This is a genomic window from Rhizobium sp. K102, from assembly GCF_022385315.1.
Classification (GTDB): domain Bacteria; phylum Pseudomonadota; class Alphaproteobacteria; order Rhizobiales; family Rhizobiaceae; genus Rhizobium; species Rhizobium croatiense.
Genome location: NZ_CP092436.1, coordinates 263695 through 283367, shown reverse-complemented (window position 1 = coordinate 283367; position 19673 = coordinate 263695). Strand labels below are relative to the sequence as shown.

Here is a 19673-nt window from a genome sequence, read left to right as displayed (position 1 = left end):
CGATTGCCGCATTCGTTTCACAATGCGGGCCGTGTAGGAAATGCGGTCTCGTGCAATTTCCACGGCAAATCGGCATTCACGCGGATATCTGCAGCTGCCTGCACGGCTTTCAATAACTCCAGCGCATCGAGGCGTTTTTGATCGACGGAGTGCGCGACAAGGGCCGAAAATAGTTTCGGACGATCCGGCGCAGCTATGCTCGCGCATTGCTCGACGATCGCCCGCCACGTCCGCCTCTTGAAAAAGATCGCGCTGGCGGCATCTTCAAGCTCCCTGCGCACGCCTCCTGGAAGCAATTCACGTCTTTCCATGGCATCGAGCGTGGCGCTGACATTGACCAGCGGCACCGTCAACGGTTTGCTGCCGAGCGCGCTCGGCGCGTGCACGAGCGCGACGGCAGCATCATCGACCAGCCGGCCCGAGCGGTAGTCTTCGAAAATGCGGCCGATCCCGATCATGCCGAACGGATGGCATTCTGCAGCCCGCAGCGCGCCCATGCTTGCCGCCCCCAGCACCGTCGCGCCAAGCGAGAGGGCGCGGAGAATTTCCTTATGCCAGACCGGCGCGGCATATTCGAAGCCGCCATCGATCAGGCCGATGACATTGGCACCCTGTTCCGCCACAGCCAGAACATCCCCCTGCGTCGCAGGCGGCAGGACGCGTATCGCCTCGCCGGCAAGCGCGGCTGCGTCGGGAAGACTGGGACCTGCGAAAATGATCTTCAAAAGCCTATCGCTCTCGCCAGCGCCCTTGTTCCCAACCGCCGAGCACGCTCCCCTTCCGGATTTTCGAGCGCGGGAATAACGACCTTGACGACGCTGAAGGGAAGCGTGTCCTCGCTGAGGCGCACTGCGATGACCGAGCCGATCCCTTTTATTCGCAAAGCCTCCAGCACATGCTGCAGCATCTGCGCCAGATTCCGTGGCCGATATTCCGGCGCCGGGCCCGGCGATACGGGGACTGCGTCGAAGGCTCGTCGCATCAGCGGCGCCAAGGATCTTGAAAACGTGGCCGGAGAAATATCGTCCCTGGCTCCGCTGATATATGTGAGCCGCGATTGCACGGCTTCCGTTACCGACCGAATGGCCGCGCGCGCGGGAGACGGATGGGCCCCCGTGCCGCCGGTCACCTCGACAAGGCGGATGTCCCTGCCGCCGCGGCGATGCCGCGGGTCCGGAACGCAGTCCCCGGGGCCGAGCATGGCGGTGAAGCAGGGTATGGCGATGTCGCTGGTGATATCGAAGAGCCTGAGCGTCAATCCCGACGCTTCGATCTTGTCGATCAACCCGTCCAAGGCGCCATCCTGGAAACCGCGGGGATCGACGCAGCCGGCATAACGATCCGCTTCCGCGCTGACTTGCCACAGAACATGCGCGTCCCGCTCGATCCGCTCGAGCACACCGTGAAAAATCGCTTCCTCGAGGTTGTTTCCCGAGGCTAGGCCGTCCGATGACATCCAGTATCGGGCATCCCGCGTACGGTCGAGCACCACCGCTTCAAAGGGGATATAAATCTTCCCGCCTGTGAGCATATCGATGCCGGTTACCCAATCCGTCTCCTCGTCCGGCCCGAGGTCGGGTTTATGGATGGCGATCAGGCAGTCCAGCGCGTCGATCTTGTGCCCCATCGCCCGCAGGCCGGACGCGCTGCTGCGGAGCCGATCGACGAACGGTTCGCCTGCAACGGCCCGTTCCAGGGCTTCCATGACCGTGGACACTTTAGCATCGACATCGGTCAGGCCTTTCCCCTGAGCAATCACGATTGATCGCGAATTCGGGGTATATGCGCACCAGACGGGAATCCCGATATCGTCGAGCCCGGTATGTCGCGCCACCCTGGTAACCCCAAATCTGGCCAACAAGGGCTCGACGCGGGAAAGAGTTTCCCGCGGCGATATAATCCTGTCCGAATATGTCGATTGGTTCGTCAGATGCCGGCTCAGCCGTCGACGTGGCCGGAAAGAGCGACCTGCGCAGACGAAACGGCGACGGCCAAGTCGACGCCCTTCACGAATGTACCACCAGCTTTGCGAAGGCGGCTCGCAGTCGCCAAATCCCCCGTCGGGTTGAGCGGCGTAACCGTGCCCGCGTCGAGATCGGCGAGCCAAAGACCAGTCTCGCCCGGTATTCCTATAATGACAACTTTCGCCATGTAAATGCCCCTAAGTTATTGTTAAAAACCGGCCTTCAACAGGCCCTCCCGATACAGCTCTTTTTGCCAATGCTCCTTGAACGGAACGATGGCGAGCCACTTCTCGACGTCGAAAACCGGGTTGATGCTTTCAGCACGCTGCCGATGGAAGAGCGCCCGCTTTCGATCGCCGATCATTGCGCAACTGGCCGCGGCGATGCGATGGGCCGGCGCTTTGTCTTTCATCGCCTCGACGTAGGCGATGGCCTCCTCATACTGTTCCAGAAAGAAGCTCGCTCCCGCAGCACACCAGAGATAGGCGTCAGGCGCGAGCGGATTGAGCGAAATCGCTTTTCTGATCTTGGCGAGCGCGTCACCGGGGCGGGATGCATGCACGAGCGTGTCGGCATGGCTGTAGATGACATCGGCAAAATGCGGGCTGAGCTCCTCCGCCAGATGAAGTGAGGCGACACTGGCATCGACATCGCCGAGATAGAGTTTGGTGACGCCAAGCTCGCGATGACCCGCCGCCGACGCCGGATCCCGCTCGATTGCGCGAAGCGCATTTTGCTCTGCCAGATGCAGCAGCTCGTTGTTTCCCTGCGCAGTCACGAGCCATTCACTGGTGAAGGTTCTCGCCAGTCCGGTAAATGAGGCGGAGAAATCCGCCTTATGCGACAGCGACTGCTTGAACGCCTTCCGTGCCCGGCGGATATGCGGCAAGGTCAGCTTGCTCATCAAGCTCGAGCCGACGAGATAAGCGTGATAGGCCCCAGGATTGGCTTCGAAACGTAACCGCTCCTCCTCGTTCTCAGCCAACTCACGCGCCACTGACACGGTCAGTTGCTGGGCGATCACCCGCCTTTGGCGCGGCAATATATCGGGGTTCATCGCAAAGCGGTTGGCCCAGATGATCTCGTCCGTGGGAAAGTAGATCAGCTGCGCAAACAACCCCTCTTCGGAAAATCGGGTGTCCAGAAGATAGGCGATCGAGTGCCGGGCGACCACAGCCGCCTTCTCGGAGTCACGGCGGATCTGGCCGGCCGTATGCGGCGCGACGATGGAAATGTTTCGAAGCGCGCACAGTTCTATGGTGACGTCTTCGATCAGGGCGTTGGCAAGGGCAAGTCCGGCATCGGCATGCTTGGCTGTCGGGGGAAGCAACACCAGACGAGGCAGGATCAGCTGCGGCGCCGATATGCTTTCGATGTCGGTCGGCTGGCTGCCAGGCTCGGAGCGCTTCACCTCCACCCGTGAAGGGCCGTCGCCATTTGCCAATCTCTCGGAAAACGACGAGCCGCGGGATATCTGGTGCAGCAGCGCCCTCACCTGCTCGTCATTCGGATCCCGCTCGAGGATTTGCAGGGCGGCGCTCGAAATGATGCGCGCCGCGCCGGGCTTCTGCACCTCGGGCAGCGCCTCCAGCAATGCCTGGCGTAATTGCAGCGCCTGGGCGTCCCGCTGCGCCCTGATCCACGCATCTATCGGCTTTGTCGCCGGCTTGATATTTCCGATGAAACCGCGCTGGGCCAATTCCGCGATCGCCTGCAGCCGATCCAGCGGCGCACCACCGGCGCGAAAGACATCCAGATCGCTGGAAACCGCCTGCATGTTGAGGCGAACCGTCGTGGCGGTGAAATCGAAGGCAATTTCGGCGCGTCCGCCATCCATCTCGCGGATGCGAGACAGCATTTTGCGCAGGTTGAGCCGCGCCAACTCCGGCTCGACGTCGCTCCATAGAAACTGTGCCAGTTCATAGCGGCTGAGCTCAGGGCTCGCCCCGGCATAGATATGGGCCATCATCAACAGACCTTTGATCGGATAGCGAACCAGCTCGCCATTCGTCTCGGTCAACCGCAGATCGCCAAATGTCTGCAGATGCAGCACGATCCATCCTCAGTTGTGCACGACCGGATCCTGCAGGTCGCTGTCGATGTCGGTCAAGCCCGAAACCGCCAGGCTTTTGGCCAGCGCCACCAGTTTTTGCCTGATATTCGGATCCTCAATGGCGATAAACGCCTTGTTGAGCGCCAGTCCTTCCTTCGACGACAGGAACTTGTTCAACTCGCTCGTCTCACCTTCAATCGGTCCGGAACCGCCGTTCTCGAAGAAAAAGCCGACGGGCACGCGAAGGATCTCGGAAATGCGCTGAAGACGGCTGGCGCCGATGCGATTCGTTCCTTTTTCGTATTTCTGAATCTGTTGAAAGGTAATGCCCAGAAGTTCAGCCAAACCATGCTGGGTCATCCCGAGGGTCTTTCGCCGAACTCTCACGCGGTTGCCAACATAGACGTCGATGGAATTCGGCGATTTGGCCTTCATGTGAATAAGTCTCCCGCTTTATCAGCACGCCCGCTGTATAATGAAGAATTTGAGCAAAAATGCAACTAAAAGTAAATATTTTGTAAGGATTTTTTTCAGCGCCGCGCACAGTGGAGACAACCTGTGGATTACCGCAGGCGCGTGCCATGACACATATATATAAGGAGTTCCTTATCGAGAAAGTCAGAGCGGGGGACGGATTGTCGAAATCGGCCCCCGCGGCCCTGTCTCCCTAAAGAGGCTTTTCAGCCACTGCGATCATCGACTTGGCAAGAGCAGGTATCCTTCCGACATATTCGAAACGAATACTGCGGAAACCGGCATCGAGCAGCAGCGTGTTCAGGGTGTTTCTCGACCAGAACTTGATATGTCCATGATCCTTCAGCGGCATGAAGTGATCATCCATTTTCCCAAGCGCCGCCAGGGCGACATTCTTCAGATAACCGTGATAGGGCGTCGATACCACAGCGATGCCGCCAGGCTTGACCAGATCATACATCGTCGAAGTGAATGCCTTGGGATCATAGACATGCTCGACCACCTCCAGGCTGATCACAGCGTCGAAGGTGCCGTATTCCCCGGAAAGCTCGTCATAGGCCGAACCGACACTCAGCGGCAGCCCGGGGTAATTGACATTGGCCTTGGCGATGCCATCGCTGGAAGGATCGACGCCGACGACGCGATATCCCTTTCTCGCAAGAGCTGCGGCCGCCGCGCCCGTGCCGCATCCCAGATCGAAGACATCGGCATTCGCCGAGCCGGCAAAATGACCCTCCAGCACCCCAAGCACAGCTGGCAGGATGTAGGAATGCGCGGTTGTCGGTTTGGCGTGGATATAGGTGGTCGCGTCCAGTTCGACGGACATATCCCTCTCCTTTGTGCAAGTGAGCGGCAGACCCTATAGAAGAATACGTCGAAAATTTGGTAAAACCCGGCAAAACAGGAGATTGACTAAGAATATAACCTATAGTTTTGTAATAAGAAATTTAACCTTTGCGCGAAGATAAAGCAAGAATTGGCAACATCAACAGAATAGCTGCACACACTGAATTTGAATCGGATCCGGCGACTCTAAAATGCCGCCAATAACAGCAAGAAAAACCCGCGGAGGCCGTGAAGCAAACCAGACTGCCGCGACCCGCTTGCAGTCACGGCCGTGGATCATCCGCGATTTTCGCCGTTGCCGCAGGGTCGGCGCATAGGAGAGTATCAAAGTCCAGGGAGCTCAAAACGCTTCTGCCAAAATAGGAAGCGCGCGCTTCCTGCCGATGACACGCCCAACGGGTCAGAATGCCGAACAGCAAACCAAAGATATTTAACGGATGGATGTATACTGCTGGATCAAGACTGCCCGATCGAAACCCTTCTCGCGTATCGGAAAAGATGAGCTTGCCCGAGAATTCGTCGCCCGCATATGTGAAACAGCCAGTGGGAAAACCGCGGATTCCCGTGGTCTTCTGGTTGCTGCTGACGGTTTCCCTCTCGCTCATCATGGGAACCGTACTTCTTTCCAACGACATGAAGCACTTGAGAACAATCGATCGCTATTTCGGCTCCGGTCTCTTTTCATATGAGGTCAAGCCGCCGCCGCCAAAGGCGCTTCCACGCCCGGTGCCCCCGGTCTCCGTCACGCTGCCCTTGCATGCCACCGAACCGCCTGTGGCGCACACCGCATCAACCTTTCTCCGAACGTGGCGCATTTCAGGAGCGGCCATGTGCGCGGCCCTGCGCGACGCCGGCATTGAAACCAGCGAATGGGCGGCAGCGAGCTTCAACGCCAATACCTTCGAATGCCTTTTCGAACACAGCGGCAAACGTGAAAAGGATCAGCTTCCCAGTTCCATCTTTGTCATCGTTCGCGGCGACGCTGCCGGCACGATCAACAACATTCGCGTGAAGATCGTCAATCCCGAGACTGACCAATATGGCCAGCTCGACCGGAACATCCTGCGGATTTTCGAGGTCATGCTGAGCCAACCGCAATGGCTCGACTTTCATGAGGCGTTGAACGCAATCAAGAATCTGAGAGACGTCAAGGAAGACGGCTTCGGCGCCAGCATCACCTTCAGCCGCGAGGTGCTCAATCCGGATCGTTACAATTTTACGCTCTCGCTGGATGCGGCCTCGGGACCCCAGAAGAGAACGAGAAACTATTTTTCCGACAGAACCTGGCTTCCATCGCCGGAGCCGATGGTCGGGACCGACCCTTCGCAACCGGCGCCGGCATCAAGGCAATAAAATCGGGAATGAGCAGCGGCGGACGCTGGCTGAGGCCGCACGCCATGAACTAAAGCGCGTCGCATCAAATTTGATTCATGCGACGCGCTTTTAGCCCTTTGTTGCTATGCATGTCGTTGTCCCGGAACCGCTGCACACTTCCGGGCGGCATGCATTGGCCTATCGGGCTGCCGTCACCGCCGGCCAGGCGCCAGACACGCTCGACATGCAGATCCTGCGTGACCTGGGCAAGGTCGTCGTTCAGCAGGCGAATGGCGTCCGCCGATCGACCCCTGCCGGGACATCCCCACGAGCGCAGCAAGGAGGATGACGAACACGCCGAAGACCCCGGAAACGACGGCTGCGAACCAAAGGTCATCGAGAACAGCGAGAGCGTTTCGAAGGGTCGCCATAAAAAAAACGGCATTTTGAAATGCCATATGAAAAACGCTCATCACGTCGCTGAACCAATCTTCCATCACGAGCGCCCTCCGGGAAGATCTATATTTTGGCACAGGCTGAAAAGTCTAGCGGATACTAACAGTATTCGCTCCTGGGAAAGTATATTTGAGATTGCATTACTCCGCCAAAGCAAACGCAACTCGGGACGGAACCGCCGCAAGCCGACCCGGCTGCCGCAAGTTCGGTCGCGGACATGAGAAAAGCCCACAGTGAGGGATCGAATGAACAGAAGAGGGTTCCTCGCTTCGCTTCCGCTCGCGCTGTCTTGTGTCCAGGCGGGGGCGATCCTGGCCAGGGTGCCGGCGAAAGCCGGGCTGCGCGCGCTTGCCGACAGCAAATCGTTTCGGTTCGGATCGGCAATCGACCTGCAAAATATCGGCGATCCGGGCGCCTGCGAACTCTATGTCGAGAACGTCAATTCGATAACGCCGCGCAACGAATTGAAGTGGAAAGCGACGGAAAAGAGTCCCGGCATCTTCTCCTTCGCGGGCGCCGACAGGGTGGTTGCATTCGCGCGAAATAACAACATGAGGGTTTATGGGCATACGCTGATCTGGTATCGCGTCCCGGACTGGGTGTCGGAGATCACCGACGCGCAAGCGCTTCGGACGGTCATGAACCGTCATATAAAACAGGTTGTCGCTCGCTATAAGGGGTCGATCGATGCCTGGGATGTGGTGAACGAGCCGTTGGAATATGATGCGCCCGACCTGCGGAATTGTGTTTTCCGACGCCTTCTCGGCGACGATTATATTCGCATGAGCTTCGATATGGCGCATGAGGCCAATCCGGGTGCGACGCTGGTTCTCAACGAAACGCATCTTGAGAAAAAATCCGCCATCTTCGAACAGAAGCGCGGGCACATTCTCAAAATCGTCGAGGATCTCGTCACCAGGAAGACGCCGATCAACGCGGTGGGGCTGCAGGCGCATTTCCGCCCGGGCCTCGACCGGATAGATCCGGAGGGAATGGGGCGATTCTGCGCGGCTCTGAAGGAGATGGGTATTGGTGTCTATATCACCGAACTCGATGCGTCCTGCCACTTCCTGAAGCACGACCAAGGCTTCACGCAGGCCGCCTACACCGATATTTTCCGTGACGTGATCACCGTGGCGGCCGAACGCGGCGACTTGCAAGGCGTCACCGTATGGGGCATGTCGGAAAAATACGGCGAGCCCGATGAAACGGGGACCGATGCCGATGGAGCCTGCACGAAGCGCATTAATCTTTACGATGAAAACAACGCGCCGCGCAGTTCAGCTGATGGCATCAGGCAGGCAATAGAGGCGATGTGATGCGCAAGACAACGGAGACATCGACAGATTCATGAAAAAGGCAGTTATTTATGTGGAAAAATTTCTGCCTGCCAGCCAGGCATTTGTTCTCAATCAGGCGGTAGCGTTTCGTTCGTTCGAGGCAGAAATTCTTGCCGGCACGCGAATTTCCTCGGCCCACACCAAAAAAACCACTGTTCCGGTTCACGACATCCGCCGGTCGCCGATCGCGCGTGCCGGTGAACTTCTGTTGAAAATTCCCCAGATCGGCCTGCCTTTCCTCTTTCCCGCGATCGGCCAGGCCGACCTCGTTCACGCGCATTTCGGCAAGAACGGCTATGTCATCGGTCCCTTAGCGCGGGCCGCCGGCAAGCCGCTCGTGACGACGTTTCACGGCTTCGACGCCACCTATCGCGGCGATCCGAAAAAACCGGGCGGCTTCAATCAGGTGCGCTTCTTCGCCAAGGGCCGCAGTGAGATGGCCGGCTGGAACAGCTGGAACATCGCCGTTTCCGATTTCATCCGCGACCGGCTGCTGGCGCTCGGATTCCGTGCCGACCGCGTCTATCGCCACCACATCGGCATCGATCTCGATCTCTTCAAAATGGAGCCTCGTCCCCGAAAAAAGGGACTGGTGGTTTCCATCGCCCGTTTCGTCGACTATAAGGGCCACCGCTTCATGATCGACGCGCTGTCGCGGGTGGCGGCGACCGGCACGCCGGTCGAATTCGTCATGGTGGGTCAGGGACCGCTGAAAGAGGAAATCGAGGCGCTGGCGCGTCGTTCCTTGCCAAGCGTCACGATCCATGAAAATCTGTCGCAGACTGAGATAAGGGATCTGCTGGCCAGTGCAGAGCTTTATCTCCACGGCAGCGTGACCCTCGACAATGGTCACGCAGAAGCGTTCGGCCTCGCCAATCTCGAGGCCGAGGCCGTCGGCACTCCGGTCGTCGCCTTCCGCTCGGGAGGCGTGGGCGAAGCGATCGAGGAGGGGAAAACTGGCTATCTCGTGGAGGAGCGGGATGTCGCGGGCATGGCGGAAGCGGTCGGAAGGCTGCTCAATGATCAGGCCCTGTGGACAGCCTTCAGCGCGCGGGCACCGCTTCTGGTGGCCGAGCGTTTCGACATACGTCGCCAAACGGGGATGCTCGAGGACTATTATAGTTCCGTGCTAGACGAATTTGCCAGCCGGGGTCGGACTTGATGGTGCAGACAGGAAAGAAGCCGAAGTGGGGACTGAACGTATTTCGGCCGCTGCGGAACGGAATCGTCAGGGCCAAGTGGCTCTATTATACAAAATTCTGGGGCATGGACATCGATCCGACCGCCAGCTTTTCGCTCAGCGTGCGCTTCGACAAGACTAACCCGAAGGGATTGCATATCGGCGCGGAGACCTATGTCGCCTTCGAAGCCGCCATCCTGACCCACGACCTCACGCGCGGCCTCTATCTTCACACGAGGATCGGCAAACGCTGCTTCATCGGCGCCCGCAGCATCATTCTGCCCGGCGTCGAAATCGGCGATGAGTGCGTCATCGGCTCGGGCTCGGTGGTGACCAAGAGCGTGCCGCCGCGCTCGCTCGTCGCCGGCAACCCGGCAAAGATAATCCGCAGCGACATCAAGATCATTTCGCGTTACGGCCGCATGGCGACGAATGACGAGCGCGATGGTTCGGTTCAGACGTCCGAGTTTTCGGAAACCAGGCAACCATTCTGATGGCAGGGAAAATAGATATGATTCTATTAAGTGTTATTGTGCCAGCATACAATAACGAAAACGATATATCGATCATCCTGGATGCATTTTCGAAGCAGACGCTTGATGCCGATCAAGTTGAATACATAATCGTCAACAATAATAGCAAAGACAACACCAAAGGCATCGTCAACGAATACGCCAAGCAACTGCCCATAACCGTAAGATGCGTTGACGAAAACAACATTCAGAGTTCCTACGCCGCCCGCAACGCCGGAATTCGAGCTGCAAGCGGCAATATTCTCCTATTCACTGACTCGGATTGCGTTCCCGAACCTGCGTGGGCTGCCCGGATGCTGGAAGCCTTCGACAGGCCGGAGATCGGGATCGTTGGTGGTGCAATTCAAGCGAGCCACGGCGATTCACTGGTCGAAAGATTCAGCTCCGAAGCCAACGTACTGTCCCAGGAACACAGCCTCAAGAATCCCTATCTCCCATTTTTTCAAACGGCAAACGTCGCCTATCGTCGTGAGGCCTTTCAGAAAGCTGGCCTGTTTCGCTCTCGTCTCAAGACAGGCGGCGATGCGGACATGTGCTGGCGGGTACAGAAGAGCACCGACTTCGAGCTTCGCTACTGTGATGAAGCAAGGGTTCTCCATCGACACCGCACGACGCTGGCCGGATTAAACGAACAATTCTCCCGCTACGGCCGGTCCGCCGTTTACCTCAACCGCCTGTATGGAACAGAAATACAGCCGGAGCCGAGAACGCAATATTTTATCCGCAAGGGCGTTTCGTGGGCGTTTCTCCACCTTCCCATTACGCTTGCCAAACGGCTGGTTGGGCAAGCCACGAACATCGATTTATTTCGTGAACCTTTGCGTCTTTATATTCGCTGGTGCCGTAAGACAGGCATTTCGAGTGCCGAAACCGCCGGCCTGCCCAAGGAGCTTGACATCGAATATCTCGGATAACCCAGGCTGACGCGGTATCCCGAGATCACGGCGATACTTGCCTCGAGATATCAACCCGAAACGCAAATAGACCATTCGCCGTCAGACGAGGGCTTGCTGTTGACCGTTACCTATTTTTCTCTCAACTTTCCCGAGTTGACGCAGACGTTCGTTTACAATGAAATGCGGGGGCTCAAAAACCTCGCTGTCGATGTTGACGTCGTCGCGTTGCGCCGACCCGCCAGCAATGTATCGAGCCTGCCGGAACAGTACGGATTTTCTGATCGCATTCGGTATGTGCAGGCGGATAAGCGTCGCCTCTCCCGTATCGCCGCGTTAGTTCGAGGAGCGATCCGGCTTCTCGCCCGCGCAGATTTCCGCACCCTCTGGCGCCTCGCCACGATGCGCGACAGCGATATAAGGTTGCCGATCTCTCAGAAATTACGCATAGCAGCCAGTCTGCAGCCCGGCAGATCTGCTTCGAATGTCATTCATTGTCACTTCGGTCCGGCTGGACGCGTTGTCGCGCATTTGAAAAAACTCGGGCTTATAAAAGTTCCGATGACGACAGTTTTCCACGGCTACGATATCACCCAATATACGGATGGCCGCCCGGACATTTACCGCGAGCTCTTTGAGCAGGCGGATTTGCTTCTTCCGATCAGCGATCTCTGGCGCCGGCGTCTGATCGATCTTGGTGCGCCCGCCGAAAAAATAGCGACGATACGCTTGGGGGTCGATTGCGACGCTTTCGATTATAGGCTGAGGACCATTCCCGCCGGTAAACGCACGCGTTTCATCACGATCGGACGAATGACGGAGAAGAAGGGGCATCGCTTTACCATCCAAGCGTTTTCTCAGCTTGTTTCCCGTCGCCCGGATCTCGATCTTTCCCTCGATATCGTTGGCAACGGTCCACTGTTTGACGAAATGCGAAGCCTTGCAGAAGCTTCGGGGCACTCGGACCGCATACAGTTCCACGGCGGTCTGCCGCATCAGGAGATCAAACGCTTGCTGGACGAGGCACACATCTTTGTGCTCCCCAGCGTAACCGCGGCGGACGGAGACATGGAAGGTATTCCCGTATCGATCATGGAAGCCATGGCGATGGGACTTCCGGTCATCAGCACACGTCACAGCGGGATCCCGGAACTCGTTGCCGATGGGAGCTCCGGGCGTCTGGTCGAAGAAAAAGATGTTCCTGCTCTATCGAGTGCGATGGAGGAATTGGCCAGTAGCCCCGACCTCATTGGCACAATGGGATCGAAAGGACGGATGATCGTCGAACAGGGCTACAATGAACGGAGTCAAGCTCGTTCGCTGAAGCAAGCACTCCAGCAGCTTCAAACAAAAAGGATCTGACAGCTCGCCATGTTGATATTGATAGAGAACACTGTCTGTTTGAATGCGGGTGATGCAGCCATCATGCTGGCGATAATCCGGATTTTGCGCCGCACGTTCGGCGAGCAGAGTGAGTTTGTTGTTTTTGACAGCAATCCGAAAGTCGCCGCGCGTTACTACCCCGCTATCAAGTTCCGCCCGCTGACCACACCCCTCGCAGCACCACCGTCGATTTCGCTTCCGCTGATCGGGAAGCGTTTGGCGACACGTATCCGTCGAAAGATTGGCGTATTGAAAAAGCGAGAGTTCCGCAGATTGCTGACCTCCGCAAAAAACAATAACGGAAGTGTCGGCTGGAGCCCGCTTTTAACGAAGCAAACGCGGGAAAATATTGCCCTTTACGCCAAAGCGGACCTGGTTGTCTCCACAGGGGGGACATACTTGGTTGAGCACTACGATCTTTCAACTCGGTTTGAGGAATTCGAGAAGGATCTGGCGCTCGATAAGCCGCTGGTGCTGTTCACACAGTCGCTCGGCCCCTTCAATAAACCGGAAAACCAACAAAGAGTTAAATCCATCATCGATCAGGTTCGAGTGGCTCTTCTGAGGGATGAAAAATCCGAAAACTATCTGCGTGCCATCGGCGTCGAGCACGATCGTCTAAAAGTGATTTCTGATAGCGTTTTTGCCTTTGCAGATATGGAACGCCTGTCAAAGCGGCAGGGATCGGAGCGATCGGAAAAACTCAAGGTCGCGGTCTCCGTCCGTGATTGGGCGCACTTTGACGGGCTTTCACCGCAAGAAGGCATGGCTCGATATAAGAGTGCGGTCTCTCAGGCGATTTCGGAGCTCGTGAAGACGAGGAATGCCGAAGTCACGTTTCTGTCGACATGTCAGGGTATTCCTGAGTACCACTATGACGACTCCATCGTCGCCCGGGCGATTGCCGATGGATTGGATGCAGAAACGCGAAAGTCGGTCTCTGTAGATTCAGGATTTTATGGTCCCGATGCCTTGCTAAAGAAAGTGACTGATTTTGATTTCGTTATCTCCACACGCATGCACATGGCCATTTTGTCATTGTGTGCCGGAGTGCCGGTGCTGCCGATTTCCTACGAATTCAAGACGACTGAACTCTATCAAGGTTTGTCTCAGAGCCAATGGGTAACGGACATATCGCATATCGAACCGGTGAGCTTCACCCAGCGTGTACTCGATTTCACGGAACATTTGGATGAGTTCTATCAAGCCGCGGCGCCCAGAATTCGCGAACAATCTGCATCGGCTTGGTCGGCAGGCCCCCTCATCCAGGCGTCCTTATCTTCGCAACCAGCCCACCTTGGTGCGAAAGCAATGAAGCAGGCATCATGATGACAACTGCACCCAGGCAAATAGGGGCAAAGACACTCCAGGCATCGTTTTGGTTGATGTCAGGTGTCTTCTACGGTCGGCTCGCAAATCTCGCGATGACGATCATTCTCGCGCGCATTCTCGTACCGGCCGACTTTGGTCTGGTCGCGTTGGGTACGACATTGCTGATCATCCTGACATCTGTGACCGACTTATCGCTCGCAAATGCGCTCATTCATCATCAGGACGTGAAGGAGGCGGATTACCATACCGCGTTTACGCTCAGCGCCATTCGCGGCGTTTTGCTGGCGATTGCCATGGTCATCAGCGGGTTTGTCATGGCCCACCTCTATAACGACCCGAGACTTATCGGTGTTTGTGCAGGACTCGCGTCGCGGCCCCTCTTAAGTGGGTTAGGAAGTCCTTACTATGTGACGTTTTCCAAGGAACTCGACTTTGGTACGGTCGCAAAGAATGAGGCGTTGAATTATACAGCGCAGTTGGTGGTAGCCGTAGGCGTTGCCTGGCTGACCGAGAGCTATTGGGCAATCGTCGCGGGGGCGATGGCCGCGTCCATCACCGCGATCGTCGCGACCTACGTGAGAGCGCCCTACATTCCCCACTTCACTTTGTCGTCATGGCGAAAACTCACGAATTTTTCGGTTTGGCTTACCCTGAAATCAATTCGTTACGATCATCGGAAATCGCTTCGATAATTTCCTTGCCGGTGGCCTGCTCGGGATCGCGAGCTTTGGCGCATATAATGTAGGCAACAACGTCGCTGCTATGATCACGCAGTCTGCATTCCAGCCGCTGGAGCGGGTCCTATTCCCCAGTTTTGCGAAGTTGACTGGCGACAAGACAAGATTAAATGAAGCCTTCCAAAAAAGTCAGGCCTCGCTGTTTGCGATCGGTTTTCCCATGGGTGTCGGCCTTGCGCTGATAGCCGAACCTTTCGTCTACCTGACACTCGGTCCGAAATGGAGCATCGCCGTCACGGTCATCCAATTCATCGCACCGGTGCTCGGGATGCAGATCGTTTTTGGCCCCTCAAACGCCCTTGCCTATGCTTTGGGCGCCACTCGAACTCTGTTTAACAGAGGTATCGTGCTTCTCATTTTCAGAGTTCCGATCGTGCTCGCCGGTCTTTATTTTTTCGGACTAATCGGCTTGCTCGTTGCTAGAGTGATCTCCGGCGGCATAGTGGTGTCGGTTGTCAATTTCTACATCGTCAGATCCTTAACCGGGCTCAGCCCCTGGCGGCAGCTTTTCGTGACCTGGCGATCATGGGTCAGCGGCGGTGCGATGATCCTCGCATTGCTGGCGTTGCGTGAACTGACAGGTCCGATCACGAATAATTTCGCCGCGGGTAAAGCCCTTGTCGAAACGGTGCTGCTAGGCGGCGGCGTCTATTGCTCTGTCCATGCTGCACTGTGGATAATTAGTGGCCGATCTCAAATAGGCGTGGAAGCTGAGCTGATGAAAGTAATTTCCGCAATTTTAGGACGCTTCAGGAAGCCACGTGAAAGATCCGTATAAAACCGCACGCCACATAATTCAAAAACGAGGCCCGAAGCCATGACGAATCCCAAACTTAGCGTGGTGTTCTCATCCTATAATGGCGCCAGCCGCCGGCTGCGCCACACTTTGGATTCCTTGTTGTGCCAGGAGCTTTCTCATGATCAATGGGAATTGATTGCCGTTGACAACAACAGCAATGACGGCACGTTTGATCTTTTGAACTCCTATAGCGACAAGCTGCCCATCACCGTCCTGCAGCACCGCACGCCGGGTAAGTCGGGGGCGCTGAACCTGGCTCTGGATCGAGTGAAGGGCGATCTCATCGTCTTTACCGATGACGATGTCCGCGCCGAACCCAACTGGCTGAGAGCGATCGTCGATTGCGCCGCCGCCCACCCGGGTTATGGCGTCTTCGGCGGCAGAATCGTTCCCGATTGGGAAAAAGAGCCCAAAGACCCTTTCATCGAGTGGATTCCGATGGGATCCACCTTTGCCATTGTGGATGAAACGCAAAGCGGACCGTGTGACCCGACAAAGGTCTGGGGTCCGAATACGATCATACGGCGAGAACTGCTTGGCACAAGCGTGCGCTATCGCGAAGATATCGGTCCTCTTCCGGGAAAGATTTTCGCCATGGGTGAGGATGCGGAAATCATTATTCGCCTGGCGGCAAATGGCGTCAAATCCTATCGATGCGCTGAGGCCGTGGTTCATCACTGGATTCCCGCATCCAGCGTCACCGAGGCTTGGGTACAGAAAAGAGGCGAGCGGCTTGGCTACGGAATGCCTGCGCTCTTTCCCGACGAGGTACCTGAAGGGGTGAGATTGAGCGGAGTTCCGCTTCCGACCTGGATCGAGAGCGCGCAATGGGCTTTCCGGGCAGCGATGCTTTATCTGCTGCCGCAATCGAAGACGCGCTTTTGGGCGATCTGGAAATATTACTACATGCGCGGCTATCGCGCCGGAATTCGCCGATACGCGCCTGGGACCCTGGCGCGGTAATCGATTGGCCTGCTGCATGTTTCCTTAAATCGGAAACAATTTGAGGATAAATCATGCGGCATCTCAACGTGTTACAGCGTCCTTTGCGCGTATAAAAGGCGCGCGGCGCTGTAGGAGACGATAATTTGAAACTCTCGGTGCTGATCAACAATTTCAACTATGGGCAGTTCCTGCGCCCATGCATCGACAGCGTTCTGTCGCAGAACTATCCGGACTTCGAGGTCGTCGTGGTCGACGACGGCTCCACGGATGATTCCAGGGAGATCCTCGCTTCCTACGGGGCGCGCATTCGGTCCGTGCTTAAGGAAAACGGCGGCCAGGCCTCGAGCTTCAATGCCGGTTTTGACGCGGCGAGCGGGGATATCCTCTTTCTCCTCGATGCCGACGATACGTTCCTGCCCGGCAAACTGGCGCGCATCGCCGAAATCTATGACCGCAACGAGATTGACTGGTGCTTCGACCGTGTGACGACCAAAGAAGACGACCAGCCTCCCGGGGAGTTGCAGGTGACGCTGTTCGACAAGCGGGAAACATTGCGCAAAGGCGGTTTCCCTTCGCTTCCGGTGCCGACATCCGGCTTGAGTTTCCGCCGCGCCCTGCTGTCGCAGATATTGCCGATGTCGGTGGCGACGGATGTCGTTCTCAGCGACAATTACATCAAGTTCGCGGCCGCCTATCTCGGCCGCGGCGCCATCGTGGAGACGCCGCTGACATTCCAACGCATTCATGCGTCGAACCGCTACACAGGCACGAGCCGGGCAAAGACCCTTCGCCCGCGGATCATGATCGCCACCGGACTGGAACTGGCCCGCCGCTATGACGGGCTGCAGGCGCTTGGCAAGAGTCTGGTGGCCGGCGGTATTGCGCAAACGACATCGCTGCTCAAGCTCCACAGCGAAGCCCGCAACACCGTCGCCGGCGGCCCCTTCGGCCAGGATGCCGCAACCGAAGTGGCCCTGATGGCCGCGCGCAAGCGTCTGGGAAATATGCTGCGCGGAGGTCAGTCATGAACCGACAAGACACTTTCCCGCATTCATCGGCTGAAGCCGATAAGCCAGGCATGCCGCCGTTGAACATCGCCGTCGGCGTGTTGACCTATCGCCGGCTGGATGGGATCGCCAAACTGCTTGACGTCATGACGCGCCAGATCAGGAATCCGGCTCGCCCCTATCATCTGACCATGGTCATCGTCGACAATGATGCGGCCGGTAGCGCAAGAGCCACCGTCGAAGGCTTTGGCCAGACGGGCGCCTATGATCTGATCTATGCCGTCGAGCCGAATCAGGGCATACCTTTTGCGCGCAACCGCGCCATGGATTCAGCCCCTGCCGGCACCGACCTCTTCTGCTTTCTCGACGATGACGAATGGCCCGTCGATGGCTGGCTCGATGCGATGCTGGAGACCCGTGAGAAAAACCGCGCCGATTGCATCTACGGTCCCGTCCAGCCCGTCTATCCCGACAACCCGCCGGAATATTTCATCAAGGCGAAGGTTTTCGAGCGCAAGAAGAACAAGGACGGTCAACGCATTTCCTATGCGGCCTCGAACAACGTCATGTTCGATTATCCGCTGATCCGCTCGTGGAACCTGCGCTTCGAAGAGAAGATGCGCTTCACCGGGGGTACCGATTATCTCTTCTTCAATCAGGCCATTCGCCGCGGCATGCAGGTTTTCTGGGCTGACAAGGCGCTCGTTTATGATATCGTTCCTGCCAGCCGTATGACCTGGAAGTGGGTATTGCAGCGGCAATACCGGCTCGGCAACACCTTCGCCGTCAGCGAGGTCCTGCACGGCAATCTCAAACGCCGGCTCTATCGCGCCGCCTATGGCGCCTCGAGAGTGATACTCGGGCTGGCCATGCTGCCGGCGATCGTGATTTCACCCTATTGGGGCATGCGGGCGCTCACCCATGTGCTGCGCGGCGCCGGCATGGTCAACGGCATCCTCGGGCATGCATACCAGGAATATAAGCCCAATGCCGCCCTCTGATACTGTTTGCAGGAGCGCCCTCGGATGAGTGTAGGCCCTACCTATGTTCGAGACGGAGATATCGGCCTGCGGCCGGCCGCCCGTGCACGGCCGCGCCACGGCATAAAAAAGGAGACGCTCGTCCGTCTGCTCCTGACGGGGATATATTACCTCGCTCTGCTCCGGGCCACCGGCATGTGGTATGGTTATCCTGCGAATTTCGACGAGGGCGTGTCTGTTGATCCGCTTCCCCAGAAGCTGATGCTTTATTCGCTGATCCCGTTGATCGGCCTTTATTGTCTTCTTGAGCCGAATCGTTTCATCGCCTTTTTCCGCGGCATTTCACCCCTCGTATGCATCGTGATCTTTGCCATCGTGGCGTCATTTGCCGGTTCGCTCGATTTCGGCGCCTCTGTTCGCGGCGCCGCGGCCGTCGGTCTGCTGGCGCTTGGCCCCCTGCTCTTTCGACTGCGCTACGGCAACGAGGAAACCTTACGTCTCCTGGCCAATTTCGCCGTTTTCTCCGCCTTCGCAAATGTCCTCTATACGGCTGCCCTCCCGCGTTTCGGGATCATGGGCGGCTCGCTTGCGGGAGCAGTCAAGGGGCTGTTTTATCATAAGAATACAATGGGACAGTTCAGCGCGATCTGCTTTATCGTGCTTATTTCCCATCGCCTGCCCTCCCCCAGGCTCCGCTACAGCGGCTTGCTGAGAAGCCTCGCCATCCTGCTGACCCTGCTCCTTGTCGTGGTCTCCTTGTCGTCGACCGCCGTCGTCATGGTGGCGATCGGTCTCGCCACGATTTTCGGCCTGAAGATGATGGAGAACGTCAGGCACAATATGGCCCGCGCTATCATCGTCCTCTTCCTCTGCCTCCTCATCGGCGTGGCCGGTTCGATCGCCTATCTCGGCGTCGCCCAGGCCGTCGCGGAAGCTTTCGGAAAGGATCTGACGCTGTCGGGCCGCTCCGATATCTGGGAACAGGTGATCCCGCTGATTTACGACAAGCCGGTCTTCGGCTATGGCTTCGCCACGTTCCGGCAGGCCGATATTGTCGAGGAATATGTCCGTCTCGGCCACACCGTCCGCTCCCTGCACAACACCTACCTCGAAATTTGTCTCAACATCGGTATTCCGGGCTTTCTCTGCTGGATCGCTTTCCTGTTGACGCGGATCTTCAAGAAGATCGCCACAGTCTACAGGAGCCACCAGCTTCAGACCGTCCAGGCGAAAGAGGTCGCGCTGATCCTGCTTGTCATGATCGGCGCGATGACCGAAGCGGGAATGATGCTCGCGCCGATCGGCCTATGGCCGGTCCTCGTCTCCGTCTTGCCCATGACGACGGAACCCATCGTCCCGCCGCGCCGCCGGCGGCTTCTCTCGAGAAGATCGGCCGGGCAGCGGAGCTTCCAATATCCACCCGTTTCAGGAGAGTAG

At 57.3% G+C, this 19673-nt stretch carries 21 protein-coding genes; 13 read left to right on the top strand and 8 right to left on the bottom strand.

The annotated features are described in order from the left end of the window. Positions 1 to 17 precede the first annotated feature (17 nt). The 7 genes from MHI61_RS07365 to MHI61_RS07335 all read right to left on the bottom strand — a co-directional run bounded on the left by MHI61_RS07365 (position 18) and on the right by MHI61_RS07335 (position 5945). Complete coding sequence (locus tag MHI61_RS07365; RefSeq protein WP_239791501.1) at positions 18 to 725, bottom strand: TfuA-like protein; 708 nt, start codon at positions 723 to 725, stop codon at positions 18 to 20. Continuing rightward, entirely contained in the window at positions 722 to 1897 is a 1176-nt protein-coding gene (locus MHI61_RS07360) for a YcaO-like family protein (protein WP_239792799.1), read from the bottom strand. Before MHI61_RS07360 ends, MHI61_RS07365 begins: the two co-directional genes overlap by 4 nt. A 41-nt stretch (positions 1898 to 1938) precedes the next feature. Further along, positions 1939 to 2151: a hypothetical protein gene (locus MHI61_RS07355; RefSeq protein WP_239791500.1), complete on the bottom strand. Its 213-nt coding sequence runs from the start codon at positions 2149 to 2151 to the stop codon at positions 1939 to 1941. A 21-nt stretch (positions 2152 to 2172) separates the two neighbouring features. Continuing rightward, on the bottom strand, positions 2173 to 4017 hold the full coding sequence (locus tag MHI61_RS07350; RefSeq protein WP_239791499.1) for a peptide antibiotic resistance protein: 1845 nt from the start codon (positions 4015 to 4017) through the stop codon (positions 2173 to 2175). A 9-nt stretch (positions 4018 to 4026) separates the two neighbouring features. After that, entirely contained in the window at positions 4027 to 4452 is a 426-nt protein-coding gene (locus MHI61_RS07345; RefSeq protein ID WP_239791498.1) for a helix-turn-helix transcriptional regulator, read from the bottom strand. Between the two features lie 232 nt (positions 4453 to 4684). After that, positions 4685 to 5317 (bottom strand): class I SAM-dependent methyltransferase, encoded by a 633-nt coding sequence (locus MHI61_RS07340; RefSeq protein ID WP_239791497.1) that lies wholly within the window; start codon positions 5315 to 5317, stop codon positions 4685 to 4687. Between the two features lie 283 nt (positions 5318 to 5600). After that, a complete protein-coding gene (locus MHI61_RS07335; RefSeq protein ID WP_239792924.1) occupies positions 5601 to 5945 on the bottom strand; it encodes a hypothetical protein in 345 nt (114 codons plus the stop codon). Between MHI61_RS07335 and MHI61_RS07330 the strand changes: the two genes are divergently transcribed. Beyond that, the gene (locus MHI61_RS07330; protein ID WP_239791496.1) at positions 5842 to 6690 is read left to right on the top strand and encodes a DUF6030 family protein; all 849 of its coding nucleotides are present in this window, start codon (positions 5842 to 5844) and stop codon (positions 6688 to 6690) included. The genes MHI61_RS07335 and MHI61_RS07330 overlap by 104 nt on opposite strands. Before the next feature lie 64 nt (positions 6691 to 6754). On the opposite strand, the gene MHI61_RS07325 is transcribed toward MHI61_RS07330, so the two are convergent. After that, positions 6755 to 7096, bottom strand: a complete 342-nt coding sequence (locus MHI61_RS07325) for a hypothetical protein (RefSeq protein WP_239791495.1) — start codon at positions 7094 to 7096, stop codon at positions 6755 to 6757. Between the two features lie 256 nt (positions 7097 to 7352). On the opposite strand from MHI61_RS07325, the gene MHI61_RS07320 reads away from it, so the two are divergent. The 12 genes from MHI61_RS07320 to MHI61_RS07265 all read left to right on the top strand — a co-directional run bounded on the left by MHI61_RS07320 (position 7353) and on the right by MHI61_RS07265 (position 19673). Beyond that, the gene (locus tag MHI61_RS07320) at positions 7353 to 8426 is read left to right on the top strand and encodes an endo-1,4-beta-xylanase (protein ID WP_239791494.1); all 1074 of its coding nucleotides are present in this window, start codon (positions 7353 to 7355) and stop codon (positions 8424 to 8426) included. 31 nt (positions 8427 to 8457) lie between these two features. After that, complete coding sequence (locus MHI61_RS07315) at positions 8458 to 9609, top strand: glycosyltransferase (RefSeq protein WP_239791493.1); 1152 nt, start codon at positions 8458 to 8460, stop codon at positions 9607 to 9609. Beyond that, positions 9609 to 10121: an acyltransferase gene (locus tag MHI61_RS07310; protein WP_010033693.1), complete on the top strand. Its 513-nt coding sequence runs from the start codon at positions 9609 to 9611 to the stop codon at positions 10119 to 10121. Before MHI61_RS07315 ends, MHI61_RS07310 begins: the two co-directional genes overlap by 1 nt. Beyond that, the gene (locus tag MHI61_RS07305; protein ID WP_239791492.1) at positions 10121 to 11074 is read left to right on the top strand and encodes a glycosyltransferase; all 954 of its coding nucleotides are present in this window, start codon (positions 10121 to 10123) and stop codon (positions 11072 to 11074) included. Before MHI61_RS07310 ends, MHI61_RS07305 begins: the two co-directional genes overlap by 1 nt. A gap of 99 nt (positions 11075 to 11173) precedes the next feature. Next, positions 11174 to 12415, top strand: a complete 1242-nt coding sequence (locus tag MHI61_RS07300) for a glycosyltransferase (RefSeq protein WP_239791491.1) — start codon at positions 11174 to 11176, stop codon at positions 12413 to 12415. A gap of 9 nt (positions 12416 to 12424) precedes the next feature. Further along, positions 12425 to 13765: a polysaccharide pyruvyl transferase family protein gene (locus MHI61_RS07295; RefSeq protein ID WP_239791490.1), complete on the top strand. Its 1341-nt coding sequence runs from the start codon at positions 12425 to 12427 to the stop codon at positions 13763 to 13765. A gap of 95 nt (positions 13766 to 13860) precedes the next feature. Next, entirely contained in the window at positions 13861 to 14460 is a 600-nt protein-coding gene (locus MHI61_RS07290) for an oligosaccharide flippase family protein (RefSeq protein ID WP_275593082.1), read from the top strand. Further along, complete coding sequence (locus MHI61_RS32615) at positions 14438 to 15283, top strand: oligosaccharide flippase family protein (RefSeq protein WP_345774869.1); 846 nt, start codon at positions 14438 to 14440, stop codon at positions 15281 to 15283. Before MHI61_RS07290 ends, MHI61_RS32615 begins: the two co-directional genes overlap by 23 nt. A gap of 39 nt (positions 15284 to 15322) precedes the next feature. Further along, positions 15323 to 16267 (top strand): glycosyltransferase family A protein, encoded by a 945-nt coding sequence (locus tag MHI61_RS07280; protein WP_239791489.1) that lies wholly within the window; start codon positions 15323 to 15325, stop codon positions 16265 to 16267. 125 nt (positions 16268 to 16392) lie between these two features. Then, positions 16393 to 17277: a glycosyltransferase gene (locus MHI61_RS07275; protein ID WP_239791488.1), complete on the top strand. Its 885-nt coding sequence runs from the start codon at positions 16393 to 16395 to the stop codon at positions 17275 to 17277. Beyond that, positions 17274 to 18257: a glycosyltransferase family A protein gene (locus MHI61_RS07270; protein WP_239791487.1), complete on the top strand. Its 984-nt coding sequence runs from the start codon at positions 17274 to 17276 to the stop codon at positions 18255 to 18257. Before MHI61_RS07275 ends, MHI61_RS07270 begins: the two co-directional genes overlap by 4 nt. A 24-nt stretch (positions 18258 to 18281) precedes the next feature. Next, positions 18282 to 19673 (top strand): O-antigen ligase family protein, encoded by a 1392-nt coding sequence (locus MHI61_RS07265; RefSeq protein WP_239791486.1) that lies wholly within the window; start codon positions 18282 to 18284, stop codon positions 19671 to 19673.